Origin of the sequence: Nitrobacter vulgaris, assembly GCF_002028545.1 — a bacterium.
Lineage (GTDB): Bacteria > Pseudomonadota > Alphaproteobacteria > Rhizobiales > Xanthobacteraceae > Nitrobacter > Nitrobacter vulgaris.
Window position 1 is genome coordinate 117,681 of record NZ_MWPQ01000051.1, and the last position, 25,043, is coordinate 142,723.

Sequence of the window (25,043 nt, forward strand, 5' to 3'; positions counted from 1 at the left end):
GTAGGTGATCACTGGAATTCGTGGCATCAGATGACAGGGTCCACAATCGTAAAGCACAGAATCTGCATTCTCGATGACGATCCTGCTGTGCTTCAGTCAATGCGATTTCTTCTTCAAACCCATGGGTTCAAGGTTCGCTCGTTCGGTGCCGCCGTGACGTTATTGGCTTCCATTGGTCCGGACGATGTCGATTGCCTGGTGATCGATTACAAGCTGCCCCACATGGATGGACTGGATGTGGCGGCCCGCCTCCGTCAACAAAATGTCGCGGCACCGATTGTTCTTATTACCGGCTATCCCCCTCAGCATATGGCGGAGAGGGCCGCGGCCGCTAGAATAGACTATATTCTATTCAAACCTCATCTAGAGGACAGCCTCGTGATGCGCGTTCGGGAGGCCATTTCTCGCCAATATCCAAACCATTAGAAAGTTTTTGCAGGGCGCAAAGCCGCCTTTGGACATTCCGCTGCCCGTCTCCCCCGGCACCACCTAAGGGCGAAGCCCTAAGGTATCGGCCGCACCACCTCTCGCGTGAAAGACTCTTCCAAGCCGAAGACGGTACGTGCCTACGGACTCGGTCGGCACTCACGAAATGCTCCGCAATAGGACAAGCTATCTGCGTTGAACCCGACTTCGGCGGCGATTCTCAGACCTTCTTGGGCGCAGACGCTAGCGATTTCGAAGAACGATCCGGGGGCGAGTTATTTGTAGATAAGAGAAGCAGCCGGACTAAAATGCATATCCGCAACCCCGGGGCGTTCAGGCCTCCCAGGCAGCTACTACGAGCCCTCCGGCAAGCGCAACAGCGCTGATTCCTCCAACTAGCAGCCCGACTCTCCTGTTTCCTACCCAACTGGCCATGATGGCCTTGGAGATGGTGTTGACTGCAATTGCGACCATGATCGCACGAGCCGCTGTCTTCAAATCTACATCCCCACCAGCCATGCGAGCGATCGAGATCGTGAGGGCGTCGACGTCCACGATTCCGGAAAGCGCGGCCACAACGAAGATGCCGACGCCGCCGAACATTCGGCGCACCAGTTCTGCGGTCAGCATCACGGCTGCAAGCACCGCGGTCAGTTTGACTGCGGTTCCGATGGCGAGAGGATTTCTGATTTGAAGTTCGGGCGTCTCCTGTTGGACATTTCTGAACAATAAGATAGCGGCCCCGATGCCGAGCACCGCGGCGGTGGTCAAGAGCGCGGGCAAAAGTGATACCAGCAGTACGCCATTGAGCGCCACTGCAATGGTCCCCGCACGCAGCATCATGACGACACCCGCGACCAGAATACCTGCGCTCAACAATCCGGACGATGATGGATGTTCGCGAGCCAGCTTCGCCAAAGCAAGAGTGGTGACTGTAGACGATGCAAGCCCTCCGGCAACAGCCGCCATGACGACTCCAAGCCGATTTCCGAATGCCTTCACTGCCACGTAACCGGCGAATGAAATTGCCGCGATCATGATCGCGAGAAGCCATATCTGATAGGGATTGATCGCTTTCCACGGATCGATCGGCCGATTTGGCAGTAGCGGCAACAGCAGGAATGACATCGCGAGCAAAGTCAGCACGGCGCGGATTTCTTGCCAGTTCAACGAACTGATCCACCGATGCAACGGCTCGCGTAACGCCAGCAGAACCGTCATGCCGACGGTGCAGGCAATGGCAAGTTGCAGATCTCCAACGACAGCCATGGTCCCGAGCAGGAACGTGAGCATTCCCGCGACAACCGACGTCACACTGGCACGACCTTCGTTCTTGGCTTCCAGCCAATGAAAGGCCGCGAATGCCATGATATATCCCAAAAAGACCCATCCAATGACCGAGAAGGTCGTTTGAAGCGCGATGAGACCGGTGACGCCGCCCAATAGTCCGGAAAGCGCGAAAGTACGAAAGCCCGCGGCTCGCCGATTACTCTCCGCATCGCGCGTTTGCCAACCGCGCTCCAGGCCGACAAGGAGCCCAATGGCCAGAGACACCGTAAGGCGACTCAGAGGTTCAGCATCCATGCCATTTCACTTTCGTCCGAATCGATCGTTACAGCTCTGCCCGCCCCCAAACGATCGCTGCTGTTATAGCACTCGACAGCCGCTTTACAGCGTCGACTCAGCCTTCCCCGAGGCTTCCGAGTCGTATGGCATAATCGGTCTCCAGACAATTTCAGTTGCGATACTCAACTCAATCTCAGTATCCATACTGGCACCACAGGTGCAGAGCATGATTTGAGTCAATGAGAGTTCCGGGTGGAGTTTGCTGAAGAAAGCGCATCTTCTCACCCTCCGCGACTGTTCGCTTCCGGCGATGTCAGCCCCGATACGAAATTGCTGCAACCCAACCCCGCAGCAACGCGCCGGTTACTGCCGCGGATGGAGCATGACGAAATACCTGCTGCACCGATCTTCCTCGATTCCCTCTCGCGATTCACGCAGCGGCGGTTTCCGGCAACGTGCTGCGTCATGCAGTCACCGTTCGTTACCACGACGTCAAGGATAGCTCCTGCCGCCCAGCTTCCTTCCAAATCGCAGCGAGGGTGTTGTCGCAAACACCTTGGCCGATGTGAATGCTTGATCGAATCTGTGCGCCACCGTTGCAGGGAGTTCGGCCTTCGAGATCATGTCCCGGACAGCCCCTTCAAAGACGACCGGAATCTGCGCAACGTGATGGCTCTCCATCAACGCTATCGCTTCGGTTAAATCCGCATCCGGCTCTACGCACTGTCCGCCATCAGCGCCCTGAGACAAATTGAGGGTCTTCACGAAAGGAGCATTTCTGGTTCATCGTAGCCGACGGCAAGGCCGCGCTTCGGATCGAGAAGCACCACGCTATCAGCCTTACTTCAGCAGTTCGTCGGAGTTCGTCTGCTCCGGGTCGATTTCAGCTCTGGCCGTGTCGTATGATCTCGACCGGATCCTTCGGAGCCTGACGTTGAAAGCTAAACTTGCGCTGAACCTCGAGGGCATCGACCTTACGCATGCTCGATCTCCTCTGCTTTCACGGAGAGATTCCTCTTATCGTATTTGGGAAATCAATCGACTTATACAGAGGCTACTCTTCTCAGCAAGCGACCATCGCTTTGAGCTTTAACCTTGCTTGGGATACGCTTGGAATCTTGGTTGCGGGGAAGCGCCACACCCGATCCCTGCGAAATGAACCCAACGCTCTTCAAAATGGGAATCGTCTGTATCAATGGTTGCGGCGACTGCCAGTGCTCAATTCATGCGATTGATAGAACAAATCGTTCCGAGATTGGCAGCATGACCGTTGCCCTCCGAGGGTGGAGGTCACACGTTCGGATCGTGTCGGGCGCACCGCGCGCGATTCGAACTTCTATGTCGAAAGAATTGCGCCGCTGTGGGCGCTAATTCGGCGAGCTAATGTGGCCTTTGACTCTTCTGGCGCGTAGGAAACATGGACATCGAATACGAAGAAGTCGCGTCATGCTCGCGCTCGTCGTGAGCAGTCACGCCTTTGCGCGTCGTCGGGCTGGCTCGATAGACGACCGTTGCATGCATCCCCCTTTGGAAGGTGGCGTTGCCGTCAGTCCACCTTTCAAATAAGAGAGACAGCAGGATACCAAGCCCTTGTAGAATTTAGACTAACTCTAAAATGTAGCTTGAGAACGCCCGCTCGGAAGGTCGCACGCGTTGGGATATGCCGATAAACATCTGGGTCTTTATCTCAGCCACCGTGGCGAGCTTGTCGATTACGCGACGGCGATCGTTGGAGATCGCGGGCGCGGCGAGGATGTCGTTCAAGAAGCTTTTTTTCGTCTCAGATCGTCTTCGGCCGACCGGCCGCTGGATGAACCTCTCGGTTATGTCCGGCGGATCGTCCGCAATCTTGCAATCGACTGGGTGCGGCGGCTCGCGTCTGAAGGCAAACATCTCGCGGGGTCTGTGGCCTGTGAGACGGTCGCTGAAGACTGGCCATCGCAGGAAGATGCGATCGTCAAGCGCGACGAGTTGAAGATCGTTATGGAAGCGATGGCGGAATTGCCGGAGAGGACGCGTATCGCCCTGGAGCTGCATCGTTTCGAGGGTCTGAAGCTCAATGACATTGCAGCCCGTCTGGGCATCTCGGTCGCGCGCGTGCATTCCCTGGTCTATGAGGGTTTGGAGCATTGCCGTAAGCGGCTAGCACGGGAACCGTGACGCGCTTTTCTGCGCTTCCTGAAAATCGGCCGGTTTCATTCGTTCTACAATTGAGCTGGTCGATCGGATGATTTGTCCCTCCAGGCTGCTCCGGGCACCTTATTTCTTTGGGAGATAGCTGATTAAACCGGACGACGACCATAACAACCCAAGCCAACAGGCGCTTCATTGGCTGATCGCCCTTCAGGAAGACCCTGACGATCCGAGCCTCCGGGCAAGCCTTGAGCTATGGCGTGCGAGCGATCCGGAGAACGCCCGAGCGTGGGTGGAAGCACAGCATCTCTGGGATGTGCTCGGCGAGGCGCGAGCATCGGTCAAAGCGCCAATACAGGCGACCGCACCAGCGTCAACCCGGCGCTCTCGCCTATCGACGACCACGGCGCGGCCGACATCGCGCCTCCGGCCCCGCCATCTCGTCATGGCAGCCGCCGGCGTCGCCGCCGCCTGTGCGGTCGTTATCCTTCAGCCGGCGATCGATGTATGGCTACGCGCTGATTATAGCACGGGCGTTGCGGAGACGCGAGAAATCCGGCTGGAGGATGGCAGCATCGCCTTCCTTGGCGCCGACAGCGCGATCGAGGTCGCCTATGACGCGAGCCGCCGCCGCGTGCGGCTCCTGTCCGGTCAGGCTTATTTCGAGGTTCAGAAGGACAGCATGCGGCCTTTCCATGTCGAGGCGGGCTCAGTCGATACGGTCGACCTTGGAACCGCGTTCGATGTTCGGCGGAGGCCCGACGGCGTATCAGTCGCCGTCAACGAGGGCAGCGTAGCCGTGACATCGCCGATCGCCAGCCAGGCTCTCGCAACGCCCCTGGTTGCTGGCGATTGGGTCCGGGTCGCATGGAGCGGGACAGTCCGACGCGGCAACGATGCGCCCGAGTTGGCCGGCGGTTGGCGTTCGGGGATGCTCGCAGTCAAGGACGAGGCCATCACCGATGTCATTGACGAAATCGGACGGCACTACCGTGGCAAGATCATCATCGCAAGCGGTGAGCTTGGCGAGAAACGCGTGACGGGCGTCTATGATCTCAACAAGCCCATCGATGCCGTTCATGCCGTCGCGCAGGCGCTTGGGGCACGCGCACGTCAGGTCAGCCCCTGGCTGATCATCGTCTCGGGTTCATGACGGTGATTGTCATTTTACAACACTTCTAATCTGCAATCCGTCGCTTTTCGCTAAAAAAATCCGGCTCGGCTTCGTTCCTTCAGCGAGGGTTTATTTCTGCGCAGCCGCGCAGCCCCTTGTACTGAGGAATGAAGGGTTAGGGGATGCAAGCGGAAATGAAGGCGCGGAAGGCGGGTGGACTCGGAAGTAAGGCTTTCGCGGCGCTGCTGATGAGCACCGCACCCGGATCGATAAACGTCGTGACATTAAATGCTGCGCAAGCGCAGGCAGCGCAATCCGGTCACGCAACTCAGGAACGGGCATTCGCAATCCGGCCGCAGCCCCTTCCAGGTGCCCTCACGGTGTTCGGTCAGCAGACCGGTCTACAAGTCTCCGTCGATGCTGCGGCGGTGAGAAGTCTGACGTCGCCCGGCGCGACAGGCACCCTGACGCCCGCCACTGCTCTGACACACCTGTTGGCCGGAACCGGCCTTTCCTATCGGTTCACTGGAGCTTCCACCGTCGTGATCGGCACGCCCGGTGCACAAACCACGGGCGGCGCAGTGCCGGCCGGCGCAATCACGCTCGACACCATCGATGTGCAGGGTGGGAATCCCAATTCGACGATGACGCCAATGCCAGCTTATGCGGGTGGGCAGGTCGCAACAGGAGGCCAGCTCGGTATTCTCGGCAATCGAAGTGTGATGAATTCGCCATTCAACATCACAAGCTACACGGACAAGTTCATCCGGGACCAACAGGCGGCAACGGGTGCAGACGCATTGATCCTTGATCCTTCTGTGCGGAGTACCGCCCCAACAGGCGGTACAGTCAGTTCATTCAATGTTCGTGGCCTCCCAGTCAACGAAGGCAACAATGGTGAGTTCGCCTTTGGAGGGCTTTACGGTATAGCGCCGAGCTACCGCATCTTTACGGATTACGCCGAGCGTATCGAGGTGCTCAAGGGGCCTTCGGCTGCGCTCTCTGGCATCGCACCCAACGGTGGTGTCGGCGGCGTCATCAATATTGTGCCTAAGCGCGCGGGAGACGACTTGACTCGTCTCACTATGAGTTACGGTTCGGTCGCGAGACTCGGCGGTTACTTGGACGTCGCGAGGCGCTACGGCGGTAACCGGGAATGGGGCGTGCGGGCCAACGGCAGCATGCGTGGCGGCGACACACCCATTGACCACCAGTCTGAAACGACGGCCGTTGGGTCACTCGCCCTAGACTATCAGGGCGAGCGGTACAGGACTTGGCTCTACCTCCTCGCGCAAAATGATCGATTTACCGCTCCGTCCCGTCCCTTCCGTATGGCTGCCGGCGTGCCGGTACCAACGGCACCAGACGGTCGGTTGAATGTGATCCAACCTTGGGAATGGTCGCGCATCACCGATCAATCTGTCCTATGGCGGAACGAATACGATGTCAGCGATCAGGTTACGGTGTTCGCTGACGTCGGCGGGTCGCGGTCGACGGTCAATCGTTTCTTTGCGAATGCACCTCTGCATACCATTCTCAATCAGCAAGGCGACACGACCGCGGCGCCCCAGTTCTTCGGGCTTAACATCGAACGGTACACATATGATGGCGGTTTCCGCGCCCGTTTTGATACCGGAGTCGTTCACCATGCTATCGTTTTCCAGGCGTCGGTTTATCATGACGCGCTGTACCGGCGGCTCACCAATGGCAGCTTGCTCGCGTCGAACATTTATAACCCGACGGTAACACCAACTCAGTTCGCAAACGATATCCCCGGGCGTCCTCGGCTCTCGGACAGTCAACTCACGGGACTCTCGATTGCTGACACCGTGTCGATGCTTGATGAGCATGTGCTGTTGACATTGGGCGTCCGGCGTCAAGGTGTCGAGGCGAACAACTATCTTTCTAATGTCGGAACTCCGGTGAACTCCTACGATAAGAGCGCAGTCACTCCCGTGGTCGGCCTCGTTGTCCGTCCCCGGGACGACGTCTCTCTGTACGCGAATTACGTCGAAGGGCTGAGCCGAGGTGATATAGCACCGGAGAATGCGTCCAATTTCGGCGAAGTACTCGCGCCCTATATCGCCAAGCAGGTCGAGGCTGGTGTCAAGGTTGACTTCGGCAGAATCGCCACCACTTTCAGCGCCTTTCAGATATCGAAGCCGAGCGGTGAGATGTCCGCTGGGCGCTTGGCGCAGACTGCCGAACAGCAGGTTCGCGGGCTCGAGTTCAATGTCTACGGCGAACTGATGCCCGATGTACGTGTACTTGGAGGCGTGTCGCTGCTAGATGGCACCCTGACGAAGAGTGCGGTCGCGGCAAATGTGGGCAACACACCAATCGGCGTTCCAAATATACAGGCCAATATTGGGGCCGAATGGGATTTGCCCTGGATGCGAGGACTCACCTTGAATGGGACGATCATCTACACCGGCAAGCAGTTCATCGATACAGCGAACACACAGCCGATCCCGGATTGGACGCGACTTGATCTCGGCGCTCGCTACACGACGGCGATCTACGGCAGAAGGACAATTTTCCGCGCAAACGTTCAGAATGTGACAGGCACAAATTACTGGTCCAGCGTGGCCTCGTTCGGAACGTTCTTCTTGGGAGCCCCGCGCACGTATCTCCTGTCGATGTCCGTGGATCTGTAGATGCCTATAGGGAGTCGCTCCATGCATACTTGTGAACGTTCGGTCAATAGAGCGAACAGTTGGTGTGCCTGTGAGGTCCGGACGCTGACCGGCGCCTTCAAGAATTGACCACCGTCTTGTCTGTGCGATCGGTATTCAAAGATTATTCTCCGGCGCGCGTGCGGCGGGGCTTCTTGTGGGCTCACCGATGGCTCGGGCTAGTATGCGGTATTGTTGTGGTGCTGATGGGGCTTACAGGAAGCTTCAACGTCTTTTATCGGGAGATCGATGCTGCGCTGAATCCAGCGCTTTTTATACCGGCTGATGCGGAACAATCGATTAACTTGACCGAGGTGGTGCGGATCGCGGCGGCGGCTGATCCCGCACCGATCTTCGCGATCGTGGCTCCCGATAAAGTTTGGCCCGTCTGGGTTGTGATGCATACCCACGAAGGTCCGAAAGATAGCTTCAAAAATCTTTGGACCACCATGATCGATCCTTCGAACGGAAAGGTGCTCGGCCAGCGCGACTACACGAACGCGCCCGCGTTCATGATCTATCGCCTGCACTACACGCTGCTGCTCTACGAATGGGGGGGCAAACAGTTGGTGGGCGTGGTCGGGTTCGTGCTGCTTGGATTGGCGCTGTCGGGCCTATATTCATGGTGGCCGAAGCAGGGACGGTTCTGGCGATCGGTATCGATACGCCGAGGTGTTTCGCCCCTTCGATTTTTTGTCGATCTTCATAACACGGCGGGTTTTTGGGCATTGATCGTGCTCCTCGCGATTTCTATCACGGGAATCGGTATTGTTTTCCCCGGTATGGTCCGCCCTGTCGTTGGTCTCCTGTCAAAGGCAACACCTGATCCCTCGCCTCGCATTGAGACTCCGCCGCCAAAGGGAACGCCGCAACTTCCGCCTGATGAGATCATGCGGATCGCGCAGGCAACCAAGCCGACCTTGTCGATCACCGTGCTAAACCCGCCGACCGAAACTAGCAACGCATGGCGTGTACGATTCCGCCCGGATGACGCTGATCCCGCTTTACGTTCACGAGGCGCGATCTGGCTCGACCCATGGAGCGGCGCCGTGGTGCAGGATCGAACCTCGGAAACTATGTCGGCGGGTGATCGCTACATGACGGAACAGCTCTGGATTCATAACGGCTCGACGTTGGGGCTCTTCGGCCGCCTGCTCGTGCTCACTGCTGGCTTCGCGCCCCTCGCGCTGTTTATCAGTGGTGGGATCATGTGGTTCAAAAAACGTTCTACGAAATCAAGACCTACCAAAGTGCTGCGCGCTGGAAGTAGCACTACCTGATCTGTAAGGTCTCAGCTGGTGCAGGTCTGTTGCTTGAGAAGCAAACGGGGGCAGCAGTTTGTTTCGGCGCGAAATAAAGCTTTGGCGCAGTTTTGGTGTAGCTTATTCATTCAGCACCTGTCAGTCCGGCTTGAAGCAATCGATTTTGCCGCGGCCGTTCATCTGCCGTCTGACAAATTTGAGACGCATGATCTGACTCTCGGTCTGTCCGTTGGACCAAGGCGAGGTGATTGTCGCCCGAACCGCCGCTTCATCCTTCGTGACGCCATTGGCGAAAGAGAAATCGACAGGGGATTCCGGAGCCGGAACTGGATACCATACCTCAGTTCAACACTGATGGCGCGGGCAGCGTCGTTTATCTTGTCGGACTTCCTTGTCCTTCCAATGACTTCCGAGATGCTTCGTAAAATCCCTCGTCCAGGGCTTAGGTGTCCCCTTCGATCGCTTTGTCGAATAATTGGTCTTCGGCTTCGGCATCAAAGGAAGCAGGTAAATGCGATTGTCTATCGTCGGGCGCGCCCGTTGATCGAGCAACTGCCAAGCGTTTGTCGAGCTGGCTTTTCACAAGCACCGGGTTTGGCCCGGTCGAAGAGCATATTGACATTCCTCGTCTATTGAGGACACGACGGATAAGACGTAGCGGTTGCAAGTATATCGAATCCGGGGTCGTGTATGACTATGGAAAGCCAGGCTGTAGCATCGAAGCTTTCGCGTGCGGCGATCTTCCTCGTCGCGACGCTGAATGATGGCGAGGCCAACCTGAATTCCGTTCGCGCCATGTGCGGCGATCTGGCTGGTTTCGTGCGCGCGGTCGGCTTTCGCGATCTCGACGGTGGGCTTTCCTGCATCATGGGTTTCGGCTCGGACGCGTGGGGCCGATTGTTTGGCGATCCGCAACCGAAGGAACTGCATCCATTTCGTGAAATTCGTGGCCGTCATCATGCGATGGCAACACCCGGAGATCTCCTGTTTCACATCCGCGCGCGGAGCATGGACCTGTGCTTCGAACTTGCGATGCAGATCATGACTCGGCTCGGCGGTGCGGTCACCATCGTCGACGAGACGCACGGCTTCAAATTCTTCGACCAGCGCGACATGATCGGTTTCGTCGACGGCACCGAGAATCCGGTCGGGCCGGAGAGCGTCAACGCAGTGCTGATCGGCGACGAGGACCCCGCCTTCGCCGGCGGCAGCTACGTCATTGTCCAGAAATATCTTCACGATCTCAAACGCTGGAACGATCTGCCGATCGAGCGGCAGGAAGCGATCATCGGCCGCAAAAAACTCTCCGATATAGAACTGGAGGATGCGGTCAAACCCTCTTGCGCGCACAACGCCCTCACCTCGATCACCGACCAGGACGGAAAGGAACTCAAGATCCTGCGGGACAACATGCCGTTCGGCGAGATCGGAAAGGGTGCGTTCGGCACCTACTTCATCGGCTATACACGATCACCATCGCGGATCGAGCGGATGCTCCAGAATATGTTCGTGGGCGATCCACCCGGCAACTACGACCGACTGCTCGATTTCAGCCGCGCAACGACAGGAAGCCTGTTCTTCGTTCCGCCCGCGACATTCCTCGGTAGTGCCGGCCCGGCTGCACTGAGCTCTGCAGCGCCCGCTTCGCCATCCACTAAATAGAGGCTATTCTTCCACGGTCGGCAAGATTCATGCTCGGCACGCAAGCCGGTCAACCCAGCCTCAATGAAAGGGGTAGACTGTCAAACGGAGCAGCGCACCGAGCTAGGCTTGCTGCATTCTCAAAGTGAGACAATTCGATCGGTAACAGTTCGGCCGCACCTTGAAAGCGAGGTGCGGAGGTGCGGAAGAAGTTCACTGACTCCGCATGCGCACCCCTACATAGGGCGCGGAAGGTGTGGCGGCGATCAGGCGGGGCCGACGCTACTTAGGCAACGTTGTGGCCCGCAATGACAGAAAAGCTGCGGTGGCCGCTCTTACCATAGGGCGCATTGGTCCTTGCTATGATATGCGGGTCACTGCTTCTCCGGCATGATTTTGTAACCGACAATGCGCGTGGCCCAGACGCAGGGAGAAATATCATTGGCCCATTGTTGGGTTGCCCAAAGCGTCTTGCGGTCAACGGGATCGAGCGCGGTTAGGATGCCGACCGAATTTCCCATCGGCGCCATACTCTTCTCGTTGCGGCAAGTATAAGGCTGCGTACCCGCCACGACCGTTGCCGGGTCGGCAAAACGGCCGGCAGGATCATCTTTTCTGTGGGTCCAGAGCAACACCGACAGGTTGGTGCGCGCGCTCGAAGCGGTGCCGACGATACCAATATTACCTTCGCCATCGACGCCGATGGTGCCGAACTCCAAATGGAGGTCGGTGCTGGCGAGCTTTGCGGTCTGGCTGACGACGCAGGCCGCCGGCTGTGAGCAATCGAGATCGACATAGATCAGGATGTTGTTGGGATCGGCCCCCTGCGAGCCGCAGGCCTCACGGCATGGTCCGGTACCGAGCACGCCGTACAGATGCCAACCGTGCTGGACGACATTCATCAACCGGTGGCTCGGCGCGGCCCGAAGCGTGACCTCGCTGCCGGCCTGCGGGATGGACATGATATCGGCGCAGCACGGCGTGTTGTAGAGCCACTTGTTGGATTTCGATCCGACGTCGGTCTTGATCACCTGCTGGCTGCCGCCGGAATTGTAAGTCCCGCCGCCACCGTTCCAAGTAAATGTGTTCACGATCCAGTCGAACGAGAAATTCGGGGAGCGCTGGCAGGCATATTGCGCGGTGCGATCACAGCTCTTGTTGGCGAAGAATGCGGGCGCAGCCGCAGCCTTTGTCGGGTCGTGATCGATGGCCGGCACGATGTCGAGAGGCATATTGTGGCCGCGGTTGATGTGGGTCGGCGCAATGCCCTGCGCGATTGCCTTGACCTCATTTGAAGGCACTGCGAAGCAATCATAGGAGACCCCTGGCACGGTCGCGAGATTATCGTCGCCGATGTGGCCGCCGCAGACGTAGATACCGTTTTTGTCGTAACCCAGCTTGAGGCCTGGATCGCGATCGAGGCAAGCACCGCCTTGCAGGCACGACAGAGAGGTGCCGCCCCAGGCGCCGGTCGCATCAGGGCCGGCGCTGACCAGCGTGCAGTCGTTGCGGCAGGTGACGGTGATGACCCAGCGCTCGATGAACTCGTCGTAGATGATGTGCGGCTCGAACGGGCCGCCGCCCCTCGGCGGATTTGGGTCAAGTCCGGCGGCGCGGATCACCGCGGACAGAGGCGTCGACTTCAACAGATTGCCGGCGGGGTCATAGACGTTGACGTTCTGCCATGTGACCTGGACGACCTGCTTGCCGCTGGCCGCAACGTCCATCTCGGCTCGATCGCAGTGAATGGGTCCGATCTTCGGCTTGCACGTTTCGATCCCCGGTCCGCGGTCGCCGTCGAACGAAACGATCGTTTGCGCGTAAGCCCCGCTCAGGGAAAGGACCAGCAACAGGGTTGGCAGGATAGCAAGACAAGAATTTCTTACCGTTCGGCGGTCGGTCATGATCGATGCGTATCCATGATTTCAGGCTCGCGCCGGAAGGGCGGCGAGCAGCTTGAGAAGCTTTGGCTTAAATGAAAGTGTTGCCACGACGAGTGCGGCTGCCACAGGCAGCTCCGTCACCCAGAGCAGGATTCCGTACTCCGATCCTTCGCGCCACTGTATGACGGCAAACGCAGTCGCAAAGCTAAGGATGCCGACGACTTTGAGGAGCAGTCTGCCCAAGCGTGGACAGTCCGGCGTTCCGAACACGGCGTGCCAATGATGCCGCTGCACTAAGGCCAAACAAGCGAAGGCGATATAGTTCGCAACGAAAGCCGCGAGCAGATAGAGCGCATCAAGCATGGCTGCTCGCGCCACTGAGATCGGGAACGGCCGCACCAACCCGCCGCTCGGCGCGCGACAACCAGCGGCCAATGGCAAGTGCGACGAAGGCCAGCATAAGCAGACCAGCATCGACGCCGGCCACGGGCCAAAGGCGAGGCACGAACAGACTGCGCAGCAGATGATCACCGGTCGTCACCCAATTCAAGATTACCGCGAGCACGGCAAGTGCAGCGATGGCGCGGCACTGCTCAGCCCAAGCAGCTTGTGGCCGCCACCAGGCGTGGGCGAAGCTCACGAGCCAGACCAGGTAGAAAGTCCAAATTTCCAGCGCGTAACGAGGAGTCCCCAAGACGGATATGCCGAGGGGCAAAATGCGATTGATCACCATGAAACCGACTGAGGCCATGACAATACCCGTCACGGAGCCGACTGCTATGGCTTCAACCACGCGGACGCCGGACCTGCCCTCCGCGGCATGACGCCGGCGGCGCGCCTGGAGCCATACCTGAAAGCCGGAGAAGATTAGAACGCATCCGGATAGGCCGAGCGCGAAATAGAGCGCGCGTAGTAACCAGTGCCGAAACTGGATTTGGTGCATACCGGAGATGAAGCGCTGGGCGTAAGCGATCGGTTTCATTTCGCCGCTCTGATGCAGAACGGCGCCCGTGGCGGCGTCAAATTGGATGGCTGGCGCGCTTCTGACGATGCCGCGATCAAAGGATTGGAACACGCTAACATAGGCTTTCGCATCGCCAGGATGCTGCACCACGATCGCCGATGGGGCCGCACCGCCCCACATCTGCTGCGCCTTCGCGGCCAGCGCGTCCAGGGGCATGAGGGTTCCAGGCTTCTTGGCCATCGGGCGCGAATAGGCGCTGTAGGCGTCTTCGTTGAAGGCATTCTTTCCCGGATAGGATGACTTCCAGCCACTCGGGAAGAACGCGATCGACAGGATGGTGAGACCCGACAGCGCGATGACGAAATTGAACGGTAACCCGAGCACGCCGGTCACCGTATGCAGGTCGAGCGTCATACGGGCAGTTCGTTCCCGCGTGCGCAAGCTGAAAAAATCAGCGATCAGTTTGCGGTGCATAATCACGCCGGACACGCAGAGTAGCAACATCGCCATCGCTGCAGCACCGACGATCCACTCACCGAGGTCCCACGCTCTCAGGTGCAGCCTGTAATGGAAGGGAAAGAAGAAGCGGGTCCCGGCCCAGGTGCCTTGCTCGGGCAACGCGGCACCGGACACCGGGTCGAAATAGAGCGACAGGGCCTCGTCGCCATCGCGATAGACAACGCGAACCACCGGCTGGCGGTCGCTGGGCTGCAGCATCGTCCAGGAGCGCGCACCGACCTTGACCGCCGCATCGTAGCTACCGCGCTGGGCGTCGAAGGACGCCGGCTGATCAGGCATCGCCAGGCGCGTCATCGGCGCCATCCAGCGATCGATCTCGCGATCGTAGACCGAGAGCGAGCCCATCCAGAAGATCGCGAACAGCAGCGAGGCGGCGACCACACCAGCCCAGGTGTGCGCCAGGTTCATCGATGAGCGGAACTCCTGTGTCATCTCTCAGGCTGCCTTGGTGAGTAAAAGGGCAAGACCAAGACCACCGGCCATCGTCAGTCCCAAAGCGAGACGCGAGATGCGCGGCTGCGCGGTGCCCCAAATTAGGAGTGCCAGATAGAACAAAAACCCGCACATCGAAGCGAGTACGACCGCCTCGCTACGTGCGAGCCCGAGCACGGGCAGTGCGCGGGCGAAACCCGCCACCAGCGTCAATGCCGCCGCATAACCCCCGACGATCAGCACAAGCAGATACAACACGACAAGCCACCAGCGCCTGGTGTCGGTGGCATTGCGTCGGTCAGCGATCAACTTTGTTGATATTCTCTCCGCCATTGATTTCCGCTAACGCTAGAAGTTGAAGGTTGTCGAAACCAGGAAGGTTCGGGGCATACCGAGATAGAGATATCTGGCCGTGTTCGCACCCGCCCAGTAGGCATTGTTGAATACATTCTCCACGTTAAAGCGAACCACTATCGGCTTGTTGTTCCAGGGCGCTGCGAAGGTGTAGCGAACACCGGTGTCGAAGCGTGTCCAATCCGGCACTGCGATCGTGTTGGCCTGATCGACGAAGAAGCTGCCAGTATAGATTCCACGTGCCGTCCAGGTCAGGCCGGGCACGAAGGGTAGGTCCAACTCGCCGCCAAGATTGAGCTGGGTGTCCGGAATGCTGAAGCTGCGGTAACCGTCGAACGTGCCCCCCTGCGTCTTCGCCTGGCGCGCGTCGATAAACATCACGCCACCCAGCAGTCGCACGCCGGGCGTGACTTCGCCGAAAACATTCAGCTCGATACCACGGTTACGGTTTTCACCCCCCTGGGTGAGAGTGTTGGTGGTCGTATTCGTGATCTGGAAGGGCTTCGTGATGTCGAAGGCGCTCGCAGTCGTAATGATCCGTCCCCAATCGACTTTGACGCCCGCTTCATATTGCCGGGTTCGATAGGGCGACAGCACTTCGCCCCTGTTCGTGAATTGGTCTGGCACGATGGTGCCCGCCTCAAGCCCCTCGATGTAGTTAGCATAGAGCGAGACGTTTTCGAGTGGCTTCACCACGAGCGCATAAGCGGGCGTCACGGCATCAGTGTTATAACCGCCGGTCTGCAGGCCGGTCGCCGCGCTGAAATTGCGGCTCACGACGTATTGTTGACGGACGGCCGCTGTAAACTGGATACGGTCATTCAGGATCGACATCGTATCGGCGACGCCAAAGCCCCAGAGGTGATGGTCCGAAGTCTTCGGTGGCGGAGCAACGAACAGTTGCGGCACGGGGTTCGGCATCGGGTTATAGAGGTTGGACGCGAAGGCCGTTCCGGTCGTGTTGAGGATCCCGACCTCGCCCTTCGTGTCCGTCACGTTGAAATTAACGGCGTGATGGACCGAACCCGTGTCGATTTGAGCGCGAAAGCCCGCTTGCGCGGCGTCCTGGTCGCGGAATTGGCGGTTCAGCCGCGGCGAACCGTTGAAGTTGCCGTTGAGGTTGGTGACCGTGATATCTGAATATTGATACTGGGTTGTGCCCCTGACGGCGCCGATCTGTGCGTAAGCCGTGAGGCTATCGCTGATATCGATTTCGCCTCCCGCCAAAACATACTTGCCCTCGCCTTGCCAGTACCCCCAGGTTGGCTGGAACTTCTGGGTGGGGTCAGGAGGCCGGGGCACGGAGGTCAAAGCCGGGCCTAGAACCACGAAGCGTGTCATGACATCGACGTCGTTCTTCTCGTAGCCGAGATCGAGCGACGCACGCGCGCGCTCGCCACGATAGTCGAGCCCGAGCGCTGCAGTACCGAGCTCCTGGCTTTGGTTGGCGAGCTGGGTGCCGCCGTTGCGATAGGCACCGTTGAAACGGACGCCGAACTCGCTTTGCTCGCCAAAGCGGCGCCCGGCATCCAGATGCGTGCCGAACGAAGAACGCGACGAATAGCTGTTTGTGAGCTGCGCAATCGGCGTGTCCGTGGCCCGCTTGGTGACGAGATTGACGCTGCCGCCAACGCCGCCGCCGGGCGGCGGCATGCCGTTGAGAAGCGCCCCCGGGCCCTTCAACACCTCGACCCGTTCGATTCCCGTAAGTCCTGAGAATGAGAAGGCGGAGGCGATGCCGTACAGCCCATTGAGACCATAGGCCGAGCTCGGCACATCGAAACCGCGGATGGTCACAAAGTCAAAGCCGTAGGCGCGCGGGACGCTCGCTCGGACCGAGGGATCGTTGGCGAGCACGTCGTCGAGCTTGCGCGCCTGCTGATCTTGGACTGTCTGCGCTGTGTAGCTGGTCTGGTTGAACGGCGTATCCATGACGCTGCGATTGCCGAGGAGACCAAGTTGCCCACCAGTTGCGACTTGTCCGCCCGCATAGGCCGGCATCGGCGTCATTGTCGAGTTCGGATTGCCTGCACCCTGCACTTCGATGGTGTCGAGCGAGATTGCACCGGCGACCGCGGCGCTGGCGGCAGCAGAAGAAGGCGCTACGATTGAGACGGTTCTCGGATCGGTGAACGAATAAATGAGTCCCGTGCCTTTGAGGATTTTTGTAACGGCTTGCGCAGGCGTCAAAACACCGCTAACGCCCGAAGACGATTTGCCTGCCGCAATCGCGGGGACATAAACAATTTGTAGGCCGCTCTGGCGCCCAAATTCCGCTAACACGCGGTTGAGGGAGCCGCCAGGGATTGCAAAGGATATCTGCGCAGTCTGTGCACTGGCCGGTGTGCATAAAGCCAATGACCCGCATGTCATTGCGGTTGACGCCAGCAGAACTGTGCAGACGTCACCCAAACGGCCCCACCCAACGAGACCGAAAAACTTCAACATGACCAAGCCACCCCTAAATGCTTCGACAGGGCTGCCGGAACGCGCCCTAATTGTGCATACGAACGGGGTCTCGAGGTTTTCCTATCTCATCGAAAATATTTTAGATCGGCGAAATCACCGTGAGATAAGTGCCGATCATCCGGACACGGCCGCCGAATGGATGCACGAGGGCATTGAGCGCCCGAGGTGGGTCGGTGACGTCAAAGACGCCGCTGACACGCTGCGTGCCAAGGCTCGGATTAACGACGATGGTGCGGCCGGACTGCCAGCGGCTGATTTTAGCAATGATCGACGAGACTGGTTCATCCTCAGCGAAAAGCTGTCCGGTGCGCCATGCTGCGATCTGGCTTGCGTCTCGCGTGCCGAACTGGCTCGTCCGACCCCGCTCGTCGAAGGCCAGCCATTGACCGGCCGTGAGGCGGGCGGTTTGGATGTCCGCTGCCGTGGACGTCACTTCCACCGTGCCGTGATCGACCGAGATCGAAAGATAGCCGGCGCCATCGCTAATTTCGAATGCGGTGCCGAGCGCGGTCGACACCAACTCTGCTATGCCGACGCGAAATGGCCGTTTTCGATCGCTCGTCACATCGAAGAACGCCATGCCCTGAAGTAAACGGATAAACCGCTGCTCCTCGTCGAACTGCACCGCTATCGCGCTGTCCGGCCCCAGCGTCGCGACGCTTCCATCCGCAAGATTAACACGACGAATTTGCCCGGTGTCGGTGGTGAAGTCCGCCCTGGCATCAACCAGAAAACGGTGAAAGGCGGGATAACCCGCAGCCGCGCCCGCGCCGACCAGGCCCGCGATGACCAACGATCGCCGCGTGATGCCTGCGGCTGCTTTTTTCCCGGCATCGCGTTCATCGGTGATGATCTTGACCATCATGCCGTGAATTTCGGCGACGTCGGCCCATATGCTTTCGTGCACCGGGCTTCTCGAACGCCATTCCCGGATCATTCTGCGCGGAACAGGATTGTCGGGATCGTTCTTAAGCCGGATCATCAGATCCGTGGCCTCCATGAACAGCCGATCTTCTTCGGATATTTCGTCGGTCATGAACACGCCTCAGAGATAGACCGGGTGCGTTTGCGCTCCACAGTTCCATACTAAGAATACGAACGGGGACGGGCATTTTTCCCTCCGGCCGTGTACCAGTATTGTGGTTCAGAAGTTCGCTTTATTCTCTCAGTGAGTCCTCACCGAACACTAGCCTTCCGCCTCGCGGAGGCGATCGCGGACATGACAGTAGGCACCGCGGATCAAGACCCAGGTTCTCGTGGTGGACACACCAAGTTCTTGAGCCACAGCTGCGATACCTTTGTCGCCAAGATGATGCATCTCGAAAGCGCGACGTGTCCGTTCAGGCAATTCCTGCAAGGCAGCGGCTGAAATCGCGAGCCGCTGCCGGTCGAAGATCATTGTTTCCGGAGATGGCAAACCGTCAGGAATAGCCTCAAACTCGGCATCCGTCAGAGCAACCTGCCGCACGTGGCGCTCACGCCGGATCTGATCGATATGCAGATTGCGGGACGCTCGGAAAAGAAACGCGCGCGGGTTGTCGCATTTCGCATTGTTTGGCCGACCCGCCGCGAGCAACCTCAAAAAGGCCTCCTGGGTCAAGTCGGCTGCATTTTCCGGAGTGACCCCTCGCCGACGGAGAGCGTTCGCGATCTCCTTCGAGTGTCGCACAAACAATGTGTGAAGGTCGTCCCAGGACATTAGTGATCGCCGCTCCCTCGGCATCCACACCGATCCGCAACCGCCTCGTTCACATTAGTCTCCAACCACGCAAATCTTAGCGAGCTGATATGGCACCTATGGCACCATCTATCCCGCTAGCGGCCAATAGCGACGAAACCCGCCGTGTGCAAACGCAATGATTTAGAATGAGTTGAAGAAATACCGTAAAATAAGCAGGCCGCTTCATCCCACACGCATCAATTAAAACGCCGCATTCGTGCGATTTTTGATGGGTAGCCTGTGACTTGTTATGTAGCACTCCCGTTCGGTGCTGGCGACGATGGACCTGAGCCTCGCGAGCTTGTCGAATGCACAAGTGCGAATGCGGTGATACGAAGTGCTGTGCGAATGGCCCGGACGGAGAAGAATGTCGGTGCGGTCGCGTTCAGCCGTACAGGCGATCCTGCCAGCGGAGAATCTGCGAATGCCGTTCTGCTGAAAGCGTTTGGCGAGGCGCCAGTGATTGAGCGTGCTCTAAGCAGCGCGGTGTTCTGTAGTGGAATGTTCGAACAAGTTATCGATGCCGTTAAGGATGATGTTCTTCGTATTGCAAACGAGCATCACTTCTTGCAACCCTCATCGTTTAGTAGATGATCTGTGGCAAATAGAGGGGGCGCGGACAACCGTGCCCTCTCTAGTCGAGTCGGTTGCGCTATGTGAGTGACCAGCCGACGGTCTTTACCTAACGGCTTAAAACTTTCATTTCACAATCCGGCGTGATACGCCATGCATGATCCGGCTCGGGTAGGTCAGTAATCCCTCTTGTCCCGCCCCAGACCCGCCGATGAATCTCCACGTCGCGGGTTTTGCTTGCGAGGGCTGGCCCGAGGTTTCGGTGGGCGAAGAATTTAGAGCCCGCTTACCCAGCCGGCCCGCACCAGCCCGGCAGGTAGATTGCGTCCCTGCTCTTGGCCAGGCCCAACCCTTGCTCGATCGCGACCTCGAAATCGGCCTCGACCGTTTTTCTCGACATCCTGCGGCGCAGAAAATCGGCCCAAAGAAATTCGCTGAACGGCGTCGTATCCTTGGCAAAGCCACCCACGCGTCGTAATTCACCGGCGAGACTGCGGAACGGGTCGTCCTTGAGATCGGCCACCGATTTGGGAATGTCCTTGAAGTGACAGCGCTCGCCTTTGGAATTGTACGGATATACCCAGCGCCGGTTGTCCATCACCACCCAAAAGGCATCTCGATCAACCATGGAGAGATCGGCGATGACGGTAACAAGGACGTCCTTCACACCTTCGTCGTGCAACGCCCGTGCCAGATGATGGTGATCGACGACGTAATGGTGTTGGTTGGGGCCGCGCACCACCGGGATCATACGCTGGCCAAGCGACTCGGCGCGCTTTTTGTTGGACTCCTGCGCGCGCCAGCGTCGGCGCTTCTCCTCGACCTCCCGCATCCCGACCGTCATCTGCGTCGGTCGCAGCGACAAAATCGGAATTGGATGTAGGACCGGTTCGCGCGTGCCCACCATAAGAAGCTCTCCGTCCCCCTCGGACGACTATGGCATGTTGCCTTCGGATGGCAATGGCGTCGAACCGCTTACGCGGAGCTATGACACGACAGCCCACCGGCACATCCGAGCCTCACACCTGCCGGCAATCGCGCGCGGATCACCGCCGTTCATAAGTCGGTCGATCACGATGTCCCGTTAGCCGTTTGCCCCGAGCATTACGCATGATGTGGGCCTCCTGTCGCATCAGAGTATCGGCCGACGGAGGCAGTATATGACCGTTGCGGGATGTCATTGATCGTCGGCACAAATTCCAACCACATCATGCCTGGCCTACGTCGTCTCTCGATAGGTCGGACTTAACGGTCCATCTAAATGGGCCATCTTCGTGCCCAGTTCCTCATCGACAGTGACTGAGACCAAAAACTGGTGTCACCTTGGGTTGATCTCGCCACAATGGGAGCCCGTCATGTCGAGACTGGCAATCGCGTTTATGTTGGCGCTGGCCGCGACCGGGGCCAACGCGCAAAATTCGGGGTCCGGACAATCGCAGACACCCGCGGCTGCCGGCGAGGATGAAACACGGCCGTTCCTCTTTGATGGCCGATTGCCCGGCGATGAAGCCCGAGAGAGGCTACCCGCTCGCGACCGTCACCCCAGCGGGGGCACGATCGTCGTGCCCCCAAAAGCAAGCCAGCCTGAGCATGAGCGTTGAAGCACCTACGGCCGCGGCCGCTGAAACTGCGCTCTCGCCTTTCGGAATGCCTTGTCTGTCGCCATGAAGCGCTGGAGCATCGGCACAACCAGCTTGATGGGATCTGGCGTGGTGGCGGTGGCGTTGCCGCCGTCTCTCGCCAGAACCTCGGCATAGGCGATCAGGTCGCGATAAACCACCCCGGGGAATTTGACCATGCGGCTGACCGGCCTGCTGTCCTCGATCGTCTCCAGCTTGAGCTTGGTCATGACGGCCAACCGGTCCCGGCAAGAAGCTGCACGGCGGCTTCCGCCATCGGCTGCTTCTTGAGGCTGGCGATGCGATCCGCGCCTCGTCACTAACGGCTTCCCGGACGGCGGCGAGAATGTGCGCTTTGGTAATGCGGCCACCATGGGCGTCCAATGCTCCGTCATGTCGAGCGCCAGCGCGCTCGCCAGCCTGTCCGCCGTTGCATGCGCGCGGCTTACGCTCCCAAGACAACCTCACCGCGTTGACGGTCTGCGAGGCACAGTGCGCGAACAACGCCATGACGCTTGCATGCATCCAGCCCGGCGATGAAGTCCCACAGGTCCGCCACGTCGCGCGGCATGTCCGCCGCCCATCCGGCGTGACGATCCGCCAGCGCCTTCGCCGCCGCCATGTCCTCAGTGCCGTCCGCGTGGCCCGCAAGGTGCGCGCTATTCGGTCGGATATCGAGACAATGCGCGTCCACGCCACGATAGAAGGTCTGCGCGGCGAGCGCATGGATGACGGCAATCAAGGCCATGTCCGGCTGCTCGCCAAGGGCGAGCCGCAGGCCAAGCGTGCGATGCGCGGTCAGGCGGATGAGAAGGTCGGAAGGCGGTGTGCCGTCTTCCTCCGCATCTTCGTCCGCAGTTCCGGGCGCGGATGCATGATCCCGCCCTCGCCATCCTCGATGACCTCACCATCATCGTTGACGCGCGCGCCGTCGATGACGCCATCGCTTGCCTCCTCCGCTTCGGGTTCGTAGCGGCTTCGACGCAGATTAAAATAGAACAACTCTCGGTTTCGGCGGGGTTAGACGATTGCGCTCGCTGTTGCTGCCGCAAAACTTACGATCATTTGCGAAGCAATGCGTAGTTGGCGAGCGCGCTACGCGGGAGACCGCTGACGTGACCGGGAATGCGCATTCTCAAATGTCGATCTTGGCGGCACAGTTCGTCGTGAGCGGAATGGGCCGCTCGGCGACGAGGCAATGGCGTTGGCAAGACCGAGAAGGACGACAGCCGAAAACGTGCGGTTGGTTCTCGTGCCATCCGAAGGTGCGGAGGCTTACGACCCCGCAAAGCGCGACCCGCGCCTCGTCGCGCTTGTGCGCCTGCTTGCACGACAAGCCGCGCGGGAGTTCGTCGACGCGGAATGGGAGCGCGCGTCCCGCGAACGCCTCCGTAAATAGGGAGGTCGTCTCATGAAGGTCGCGCTTTACGCCCGTTATTCATCGGACAATCAGCGCGACGCCTCTATCGAGGATCAGCTTCGGCTGTGCCGCGCTCGCGCCGACCGCGAAAATTGGAAGATCGTTGACAGTTATATCGATCGGGCCATTTCCGGGGCATCGCTTCTGCGGTCCGGCGTTCAAGAATTGATCGCGGACGGCCTCAAGCGTCGCTTTGATCTCGTTCTGACGGAATCGCTTGACCGGCTGTCGCGCGACCAAGAAGACATTGCCGGCTTCTACAAGCGAATGCGGTTCGTCGGCATCAACATCGTCACCTTGTCGGAAGGCGAAGTGAGCGAATTTCACATCGGTCTCAAGGGGACGATGGGTGCGCTCTACTTGAAGGACCTGGCCGACAAGACGCGACGCGGACTTCGCGGGCGCGTCGAAGACGGCAAGTCGGGTGGCGGACTGTGTTACGGCTACGATGTCGTCAAGAAATTTGACGCCAATGACGAAGCGATCCGCGGCGACCGCACGATCAACCAAGCCGAGGCCGACGTCGTCCGTCGTATTTTCTCGGATTATCTGGCTGGTCAATCATCGCGCACGATCGCCATGACGTTGAACCGGGAGGGCGTGTCCGGGCCGCAGGGAAGCGAATGGCGGCCGTCGACGATTCACGGCAATCCGAAACGCGGCGTCGGCATCCTCAACAATGAGCTTTATGTCGGCAAGCTGGTCTGGAATCGGCTGCGCTACATCAAGGACCCCGACACGGGTAAGCGCGTTTCGCGGCTTAACCCGGAGAGCGAGTGGGTCATACAGGACGTTCCCGAACTGCGCATCGTCGAACAGGATGTGTGGAGGCCACGAAGGAACGCCAGCGTCGGCTGGCCTACGAGCCGCCGTCGGAAGCCGGGGGAGAATACCCTGAATGCACGCCGACGGCCGAAGCATCTATTCGCTGGCCTCGTCAGGTGTGGTTGCTGCGGTGGCGGTTACACCATGATCTCCAAAGACCTTCTTGGCTGCGCGACGGCGCGCAATAAGGGAACCTGCGACAACCGGCTCAACATTCGGCGCGACGCGATCGAGAAGTCGATCCTGACAGGGTTGAACACCCATCTCATGGCGCCCCGGACCTGTTTAAGGAGTTCTGCCAAGAGTTCACCCGCGAGGTGAACCGTCGCCGGATCGAGCGCAGCACAGACCTTGAGTCCTGGCGGAGCGAGTCCGAGCGGATTGAACGCGAGTTGCAGAAACTGCTCACCGCGATCAAGACGGGCGGGCCTATCGAGGCCATCGTTTCGGATATGAAGCGTCTTGAGGGGCGGAAGGCCGAGCTGACCGAACTTTTGGCCAACGCCCAGGAACCGCCGCCCCTGCTGCACCCTAACATGGCGGAGGTCTATCACCAGAAGATCGCCGCCCTTTACCGGGACCTGCAGAGCGAGGAAACCAAGGCCCAGGCTGCGGAGACGTTCCGGTCTCTGGTCAGCCGGGTGAGCCTCGTTCCGGAAGGTGGAACGCTCGCGATCCTCCTGCGCGGCGATCTGGCCGCGATCCTCCGGTTTGTGGCAGGCAAGAAAAACCCCGACGTCCTTTCGGAAGTCGGGGTTTTGGACGACCTGCTATCGCAGGCATCGGTGGTTGCGGGGAAGCGCAGATACCGATACTGACATTCCTTGGAAGTGGCGATTTAATTTGACCCCCCCGGGTGTACCCCCAGGCCTACAGTTGATCTACTTTAGGATCCTGGACAGGGAAAACTGGCGAATCGGTTGGCCGCGTTTGACCATCACGTGCTTATGTAGCCAGAAGGGGGACCTGTCAGGCCGCACACCCCGATCGGCGACCACCGTGAATAAGATCGTGCGGGCCGAACGTAAAGGTTTACTCGACAAGGTGCCCGGCTTTGCGAACCCCTTCGGCAAGGCCATCCGGTTTTCCGTCGATGCCCGCGAGACCCGGCGCAAGCATTTCGAGAAGTCCGACCTCAAGGCCGTCGTGACGGTCGCATATGACAGCAAATCCCGCATTGAACTTACTCTAAGCGAGTTATGACCTGCTGCCAGCACTGCCAGCGCATCTTCTCCTCAAGAGAGGACTTCCTGCGCCACACCGAGCAAAACGTGCGGTACGACAACCCTCAAATCGGACCCCGCTAAGCGCGCGCCAATTTGTGCAGGATGTTTCCGAAGCCGCCAGTTCAATGGCTAGCGGTCTTCGTTTAGCCTTCTTATCTTTGCTGAGGCAGTGTTATTGCGTTCGGCGTTTGCTTATCGACCCCATTGTAGATTGAGAAACCG

General features: G+C 59.1%; 23 protein-coding genes and 1 pseudogene. 12 read left to right on the top strand and 12 right to left on the bottom strand.

The annotated features are described in order from the left end of the window. Positions 1 to 30: 30 nt before the first annotated feature. On the top strand, positions 31 to 426 hold the full coding sequence (locus B2M20_RS14760) for a response regulator transcription factor (protein ID WP_079447799.1): 396 nt from the start codon (positions 31 to 33) through the stop codon (positions 424 to 426). A 333-nt stretch (positions 427 to 759) separates the two neighbouring features. Here B2M20_RS14760 and B2M20_RS14765 read toward each other — a convergent pair whose 3' ends face one another. Both B2M20_RS14765 and B2M20_RS14770 read right to left on the bottom strand, forming a co-directional pair. Then, complete coding sequence (locus tag B2M20_RS14765; RefSeq protein ID WP_079447800.1) at positions 760 to 2,010, bottom strand: MgtC/SapB family protein; 1,251 nt, start codon at positions 2,008 to 2,010, stop codon at positions 760 to 762. A 474-nt stretch (positions 2,011 to 2,484) separates the two neighbouring features. Then, a complete protein-coding gene (locus B2M20_RS14770) occupies positions 2,485 to 2,757 on the bottom strand; it encodes a CBS domain-containing protein (RefSeq protein WP_244553530.1) in 273 nt (90 codons plus the stop codon). An 888-nt stretch (positions 2,758 to 3,645) separates the two neighbouring features. On the opposite strand from B2M20_RS14770, the gene B2M20_RS14775 reads away from it, so the two are divergent. From B2M20_RS14775 to B2M20_RS14800, 5 genes are all read left to right on the top strand, one after another. Continuing rightward, positions 3,646 to 4,152, top strand: a complete 507-nt coding sequence (locus B2M20_RS14775) for a sigma-70 family RNA polymerase sigma factor (RefSeq protein WP_079447801.1) — start codon at positions 3,646 to 3,648, stop codon at positions 4,150 to 4,152. A gap of 121 nt (positions 4,153 to 4,273) precedes the next feature. Then, positions 4,274 to 5,278 carry a FecR family protein gene (locus B2M20_RS14780; RefSeq protein WP_274533968.1) on the top strand — a complete coding sequence of 335 codons (1,005 nt, stop codon included), beginning with the start codon at positions 4,274 to 4,276 and terminating at the stop codon, positions 5,276 to 5,278. Between the two features lie 209 nt (positions 5,279 to 5,487). Then, positions 5,488 to 7,896 (top strand): TonB-dependent receptor, encoded by a 2,409-nt coding sequence (locus B2M20_RS14785; RefSeq protein ID WP_338013172.1) that lies wholly within the window; start codon positions 5,488 to 5,490, stop codon positions 7,894 to 7,896. A gap of 122 nt (positions 7,897 to 8,018) precedes the next feature. Beyond that, the gene (locus B2M20_RS14790; protein ID WP_079447803.1) at positions 8,019 to 9,194 is read left to right on the top strand and encodes a PepSY-associated TM helix domain-containing protein; all 1,176 of its coding nucleotides are present in this window, start codon (positions 8,019 to 8,021) and stop codon (positions 9,192 to 9,194) included. 672 nt (positions 9,195 to 9,866) lie between these two features. Next, positions 9,867 to 10,838: a Dyp-type peroxidase gene (locus tag B2M20_RS14800; protein WP_420799317.1), complete on the top strand. Its 972-nt coding sequence runs from the start codon at positions 9,867 to 9,869 to the stop codon at positions 10,836 to 10,838. 353 nt (positions 10,839 to 11,191) lie between these two features. Here the strand turns inward: B2M20_RS14800 and B2M20_RS14805 are convergent, their stop codons facing one another. From B2M20_RS14805 to B2M20_RS14835, 7 genes are all read right to left on the bottom strand, one after another. Then, positions 11,192 to 12,721, bottom strand: a complete 1,530-nt coding sequence (locus B2M20_RS14805; protein ID WP_079447805.1) for a hypothetical protein — start codon at positions 12,719 to 12,721, stop codon at positions 11,192 to 11,194. A gap of 21 nt (positions 12,722 to 12,742) precedes the next feature. After that, positions 12,743 to 13,063 (bottom strand): DUF3325 family protein, encoded by a 321-nt coding sequence (locus tag B2M20_RS14810; RefSeq protein WP_079447806.1) that lies wholly within the window; start codon positions 13,061 to 13,063, stop codon positions 12,743 to 12,745. After that, complete coding sequence (locus tag B2M20_RS14815; protein WP_244553531.1) at positions 13,056 to 14,591, bottom strand: PepSY-associated TM helix domain-containing protein; 1,536 nt, start codon at positions 14,589 to 14,591, stop codon at positions 13,056 to 13,058. The genes B2M20_RS14810 and B2M20_RS14815 overlap by 8 nt, the downstream gene beginning before the upstream one ends. A 27-nt stretch (positions 14,592 to 14,618) precedes the next feature. Continuing rightward, the gene (locus B2M20_RS14820) at positions 14,619 to 14,924 is read right to left on the bottom strand and encodes a hypothetical protein (RefSeq protein WP_244553532.1); all 306 of its coding nucleotides are present in this window, start codon (positions 14,922 to 14,924) and stop codon (positions 14,619 to 14,621) included. A gap of 39 nt (positions 14,925 to 14,963) precedes the next feature. Then, positions 14,964 to 17,252 (bottom strand): TonB-dependent receptor, encoded by a 2,289-nt coding sequence (locus B2M20_RS14825; protein ID WP_274533967.1) that lies wholly within the window; start codon positions 17,250 to 17,252, stop codon positions 14,964 to 14,966. Between the two features lie 265 nt (positions 17,253 to 17,517). After that, positions 17,518 to 18,474: a FecR family protein gene (locus B2M20_RS14830; RefSeq protein ID WP_079447809.1), complete on the bottom strand. Its 957-nt coding sequence runs from the start codon at positions 18,472 to 18,474 to the stop codon at positions 17,518 to 17,520. A gap of 150 nt (positions 18,475 to 18,624) precedes the next feature. After that, positions 18,625 to 19,161, bottom strand: a complete 537-nt coding sequence (locus tag B2M20_RS14835; RefSeq protein WP_338013173.1) for an RNA polymerase sigma factor — start codon at positions 19,159 to 19,161, stop codon at positions 18,625 to 18,627. Positions 19,162 to 19,506: 345 nt separating this feature from the next. Here B2M20_RS14835 and B2M20_RS20690 point away from each other — a divergent pair, with 345 nt between their 5' ends. Further along, entirely contained in the window at positions 19,507 to 19,752 is a 246-nt protein-coding gene (locus B2M20_RS20690; RefSeq protein WP_338013174.1) for a hypothetical protein, read from the top strand. A gap of 265 nt (positions 19,753 to 20,017) precedes the next feature. Here B2M20_RS20690 and B2M20_RS14845 read toward each other — a convergent pair whose 3' ends face one another. Then, complete coding sequence (locus B2M20_RS14845; protein ID WP_079447811.1) at positions 20,018 to 20,638, bottom strand: ParB-like protein; 621 nt, start codon at positions 20,636 to 20,638, stop codon at positions 20,018 to 20,020. Positions 20,639 to 21,086: 448 nt separating this feature from the next. Between B2M20_RS14845 and B2M20_RS14850 the strand changes: the two genes are divergently transcribed. Next, a complete protein-coding gene (locus B2M20_RS14850) occupies positions 21,087 to 21,332 on the top strand; it encodes a hypothetical protein (RefSeq protein ID WP_079447812.1) in 246 nt (81 codons plus the stop codon). Between the two features lie 5 nt (positions 21,333 to 21,337). Here the strand turns inward: B2M20_RS14850 and B2M20_RS14855 are convergent, their stop codons facing one another. Then, complete coding sequence (locus B2M20_RS14855) at positions 21,338 to 21,580, bottom strand: DUF2274 domain-containing protein (RefSeq protein WP_079447813.1); 243 nt, start codon at positions 21,578 to 21,580, stop codon at positions 21,338 to 21,340. 5 nt (positions 21,581 to 21,585) lie between these two features. Next, a pseudogene (locus B2M20_RS14860) lies at positions 21,586 to 22,316 on the bottom strand (chromosome partitioning protein ParB); the annotation flags it as partial. 232 nt (positions 22,317 to 22,548) lie between these two features. On the opposite strand from B2M20_RS14860, the gene B2M20_RS14865 reads away from it, so the two are divergent. The 4 genes from B2M20_RS14865 to B2M20_RS14875 all read left to right on the top strand — a co-directional run bounded on the left by B2M20_RS14865 (position 22,549) and on the right by B2M20_RS14875 (position 24,798). Beyond that, on the top strand, positions 22,549 to 22,749 hold the full coding sequence (locus tag B2M20_RS14865) for a hypothetical protein (protein ID WP_173816029.1): 201 nt from the start codon (positions 22,549 to 22,551) through the stop codon (positions 22,747 to 22,749). Between the two features lie 12 nt (positions 22,750 to 22,761). Next, positions 22,762 to 23,916 (top strand): recombinase family protein, encoded by a 1,155-nt coding sequence (locus B2M20_RS14870; protein ID WP_244553533.1) that lies wholly within the window; start codon positions 22,762 to 22,764, stop codon positions 23,914 to 23,916. Continuing rightward, positions 23,913 to 24,413: a hypothetical protein gene (locus B2M20_RS20340; protein WP_244553534.1), complete on the top strand. Its 501-nt coding sequence runs from the start codon at positions 23,913 to 23,915 to the stop codon at positions 24,411 to 24,413. The genes B2M20_RS14870 and B2M20_RS20340 overlap by 4 nt, the downstream gene beginning before the upstream one ends. 181 nt (positions 24,414 to 24,594) lie before the next feature. After that, positions 24,595 to 24,798 (top strand): hypothetical protein, encoded by a 204-nt coding sequence (locus B2M20_RS14875; protein WP_079447814.1) that lies wholly within the window; start codon positions 24,595 to 24,597, stop codon positions 24,796 to 24,798. Positions 24,799 to 25,043: the final 245 nt, after the last annotated feature.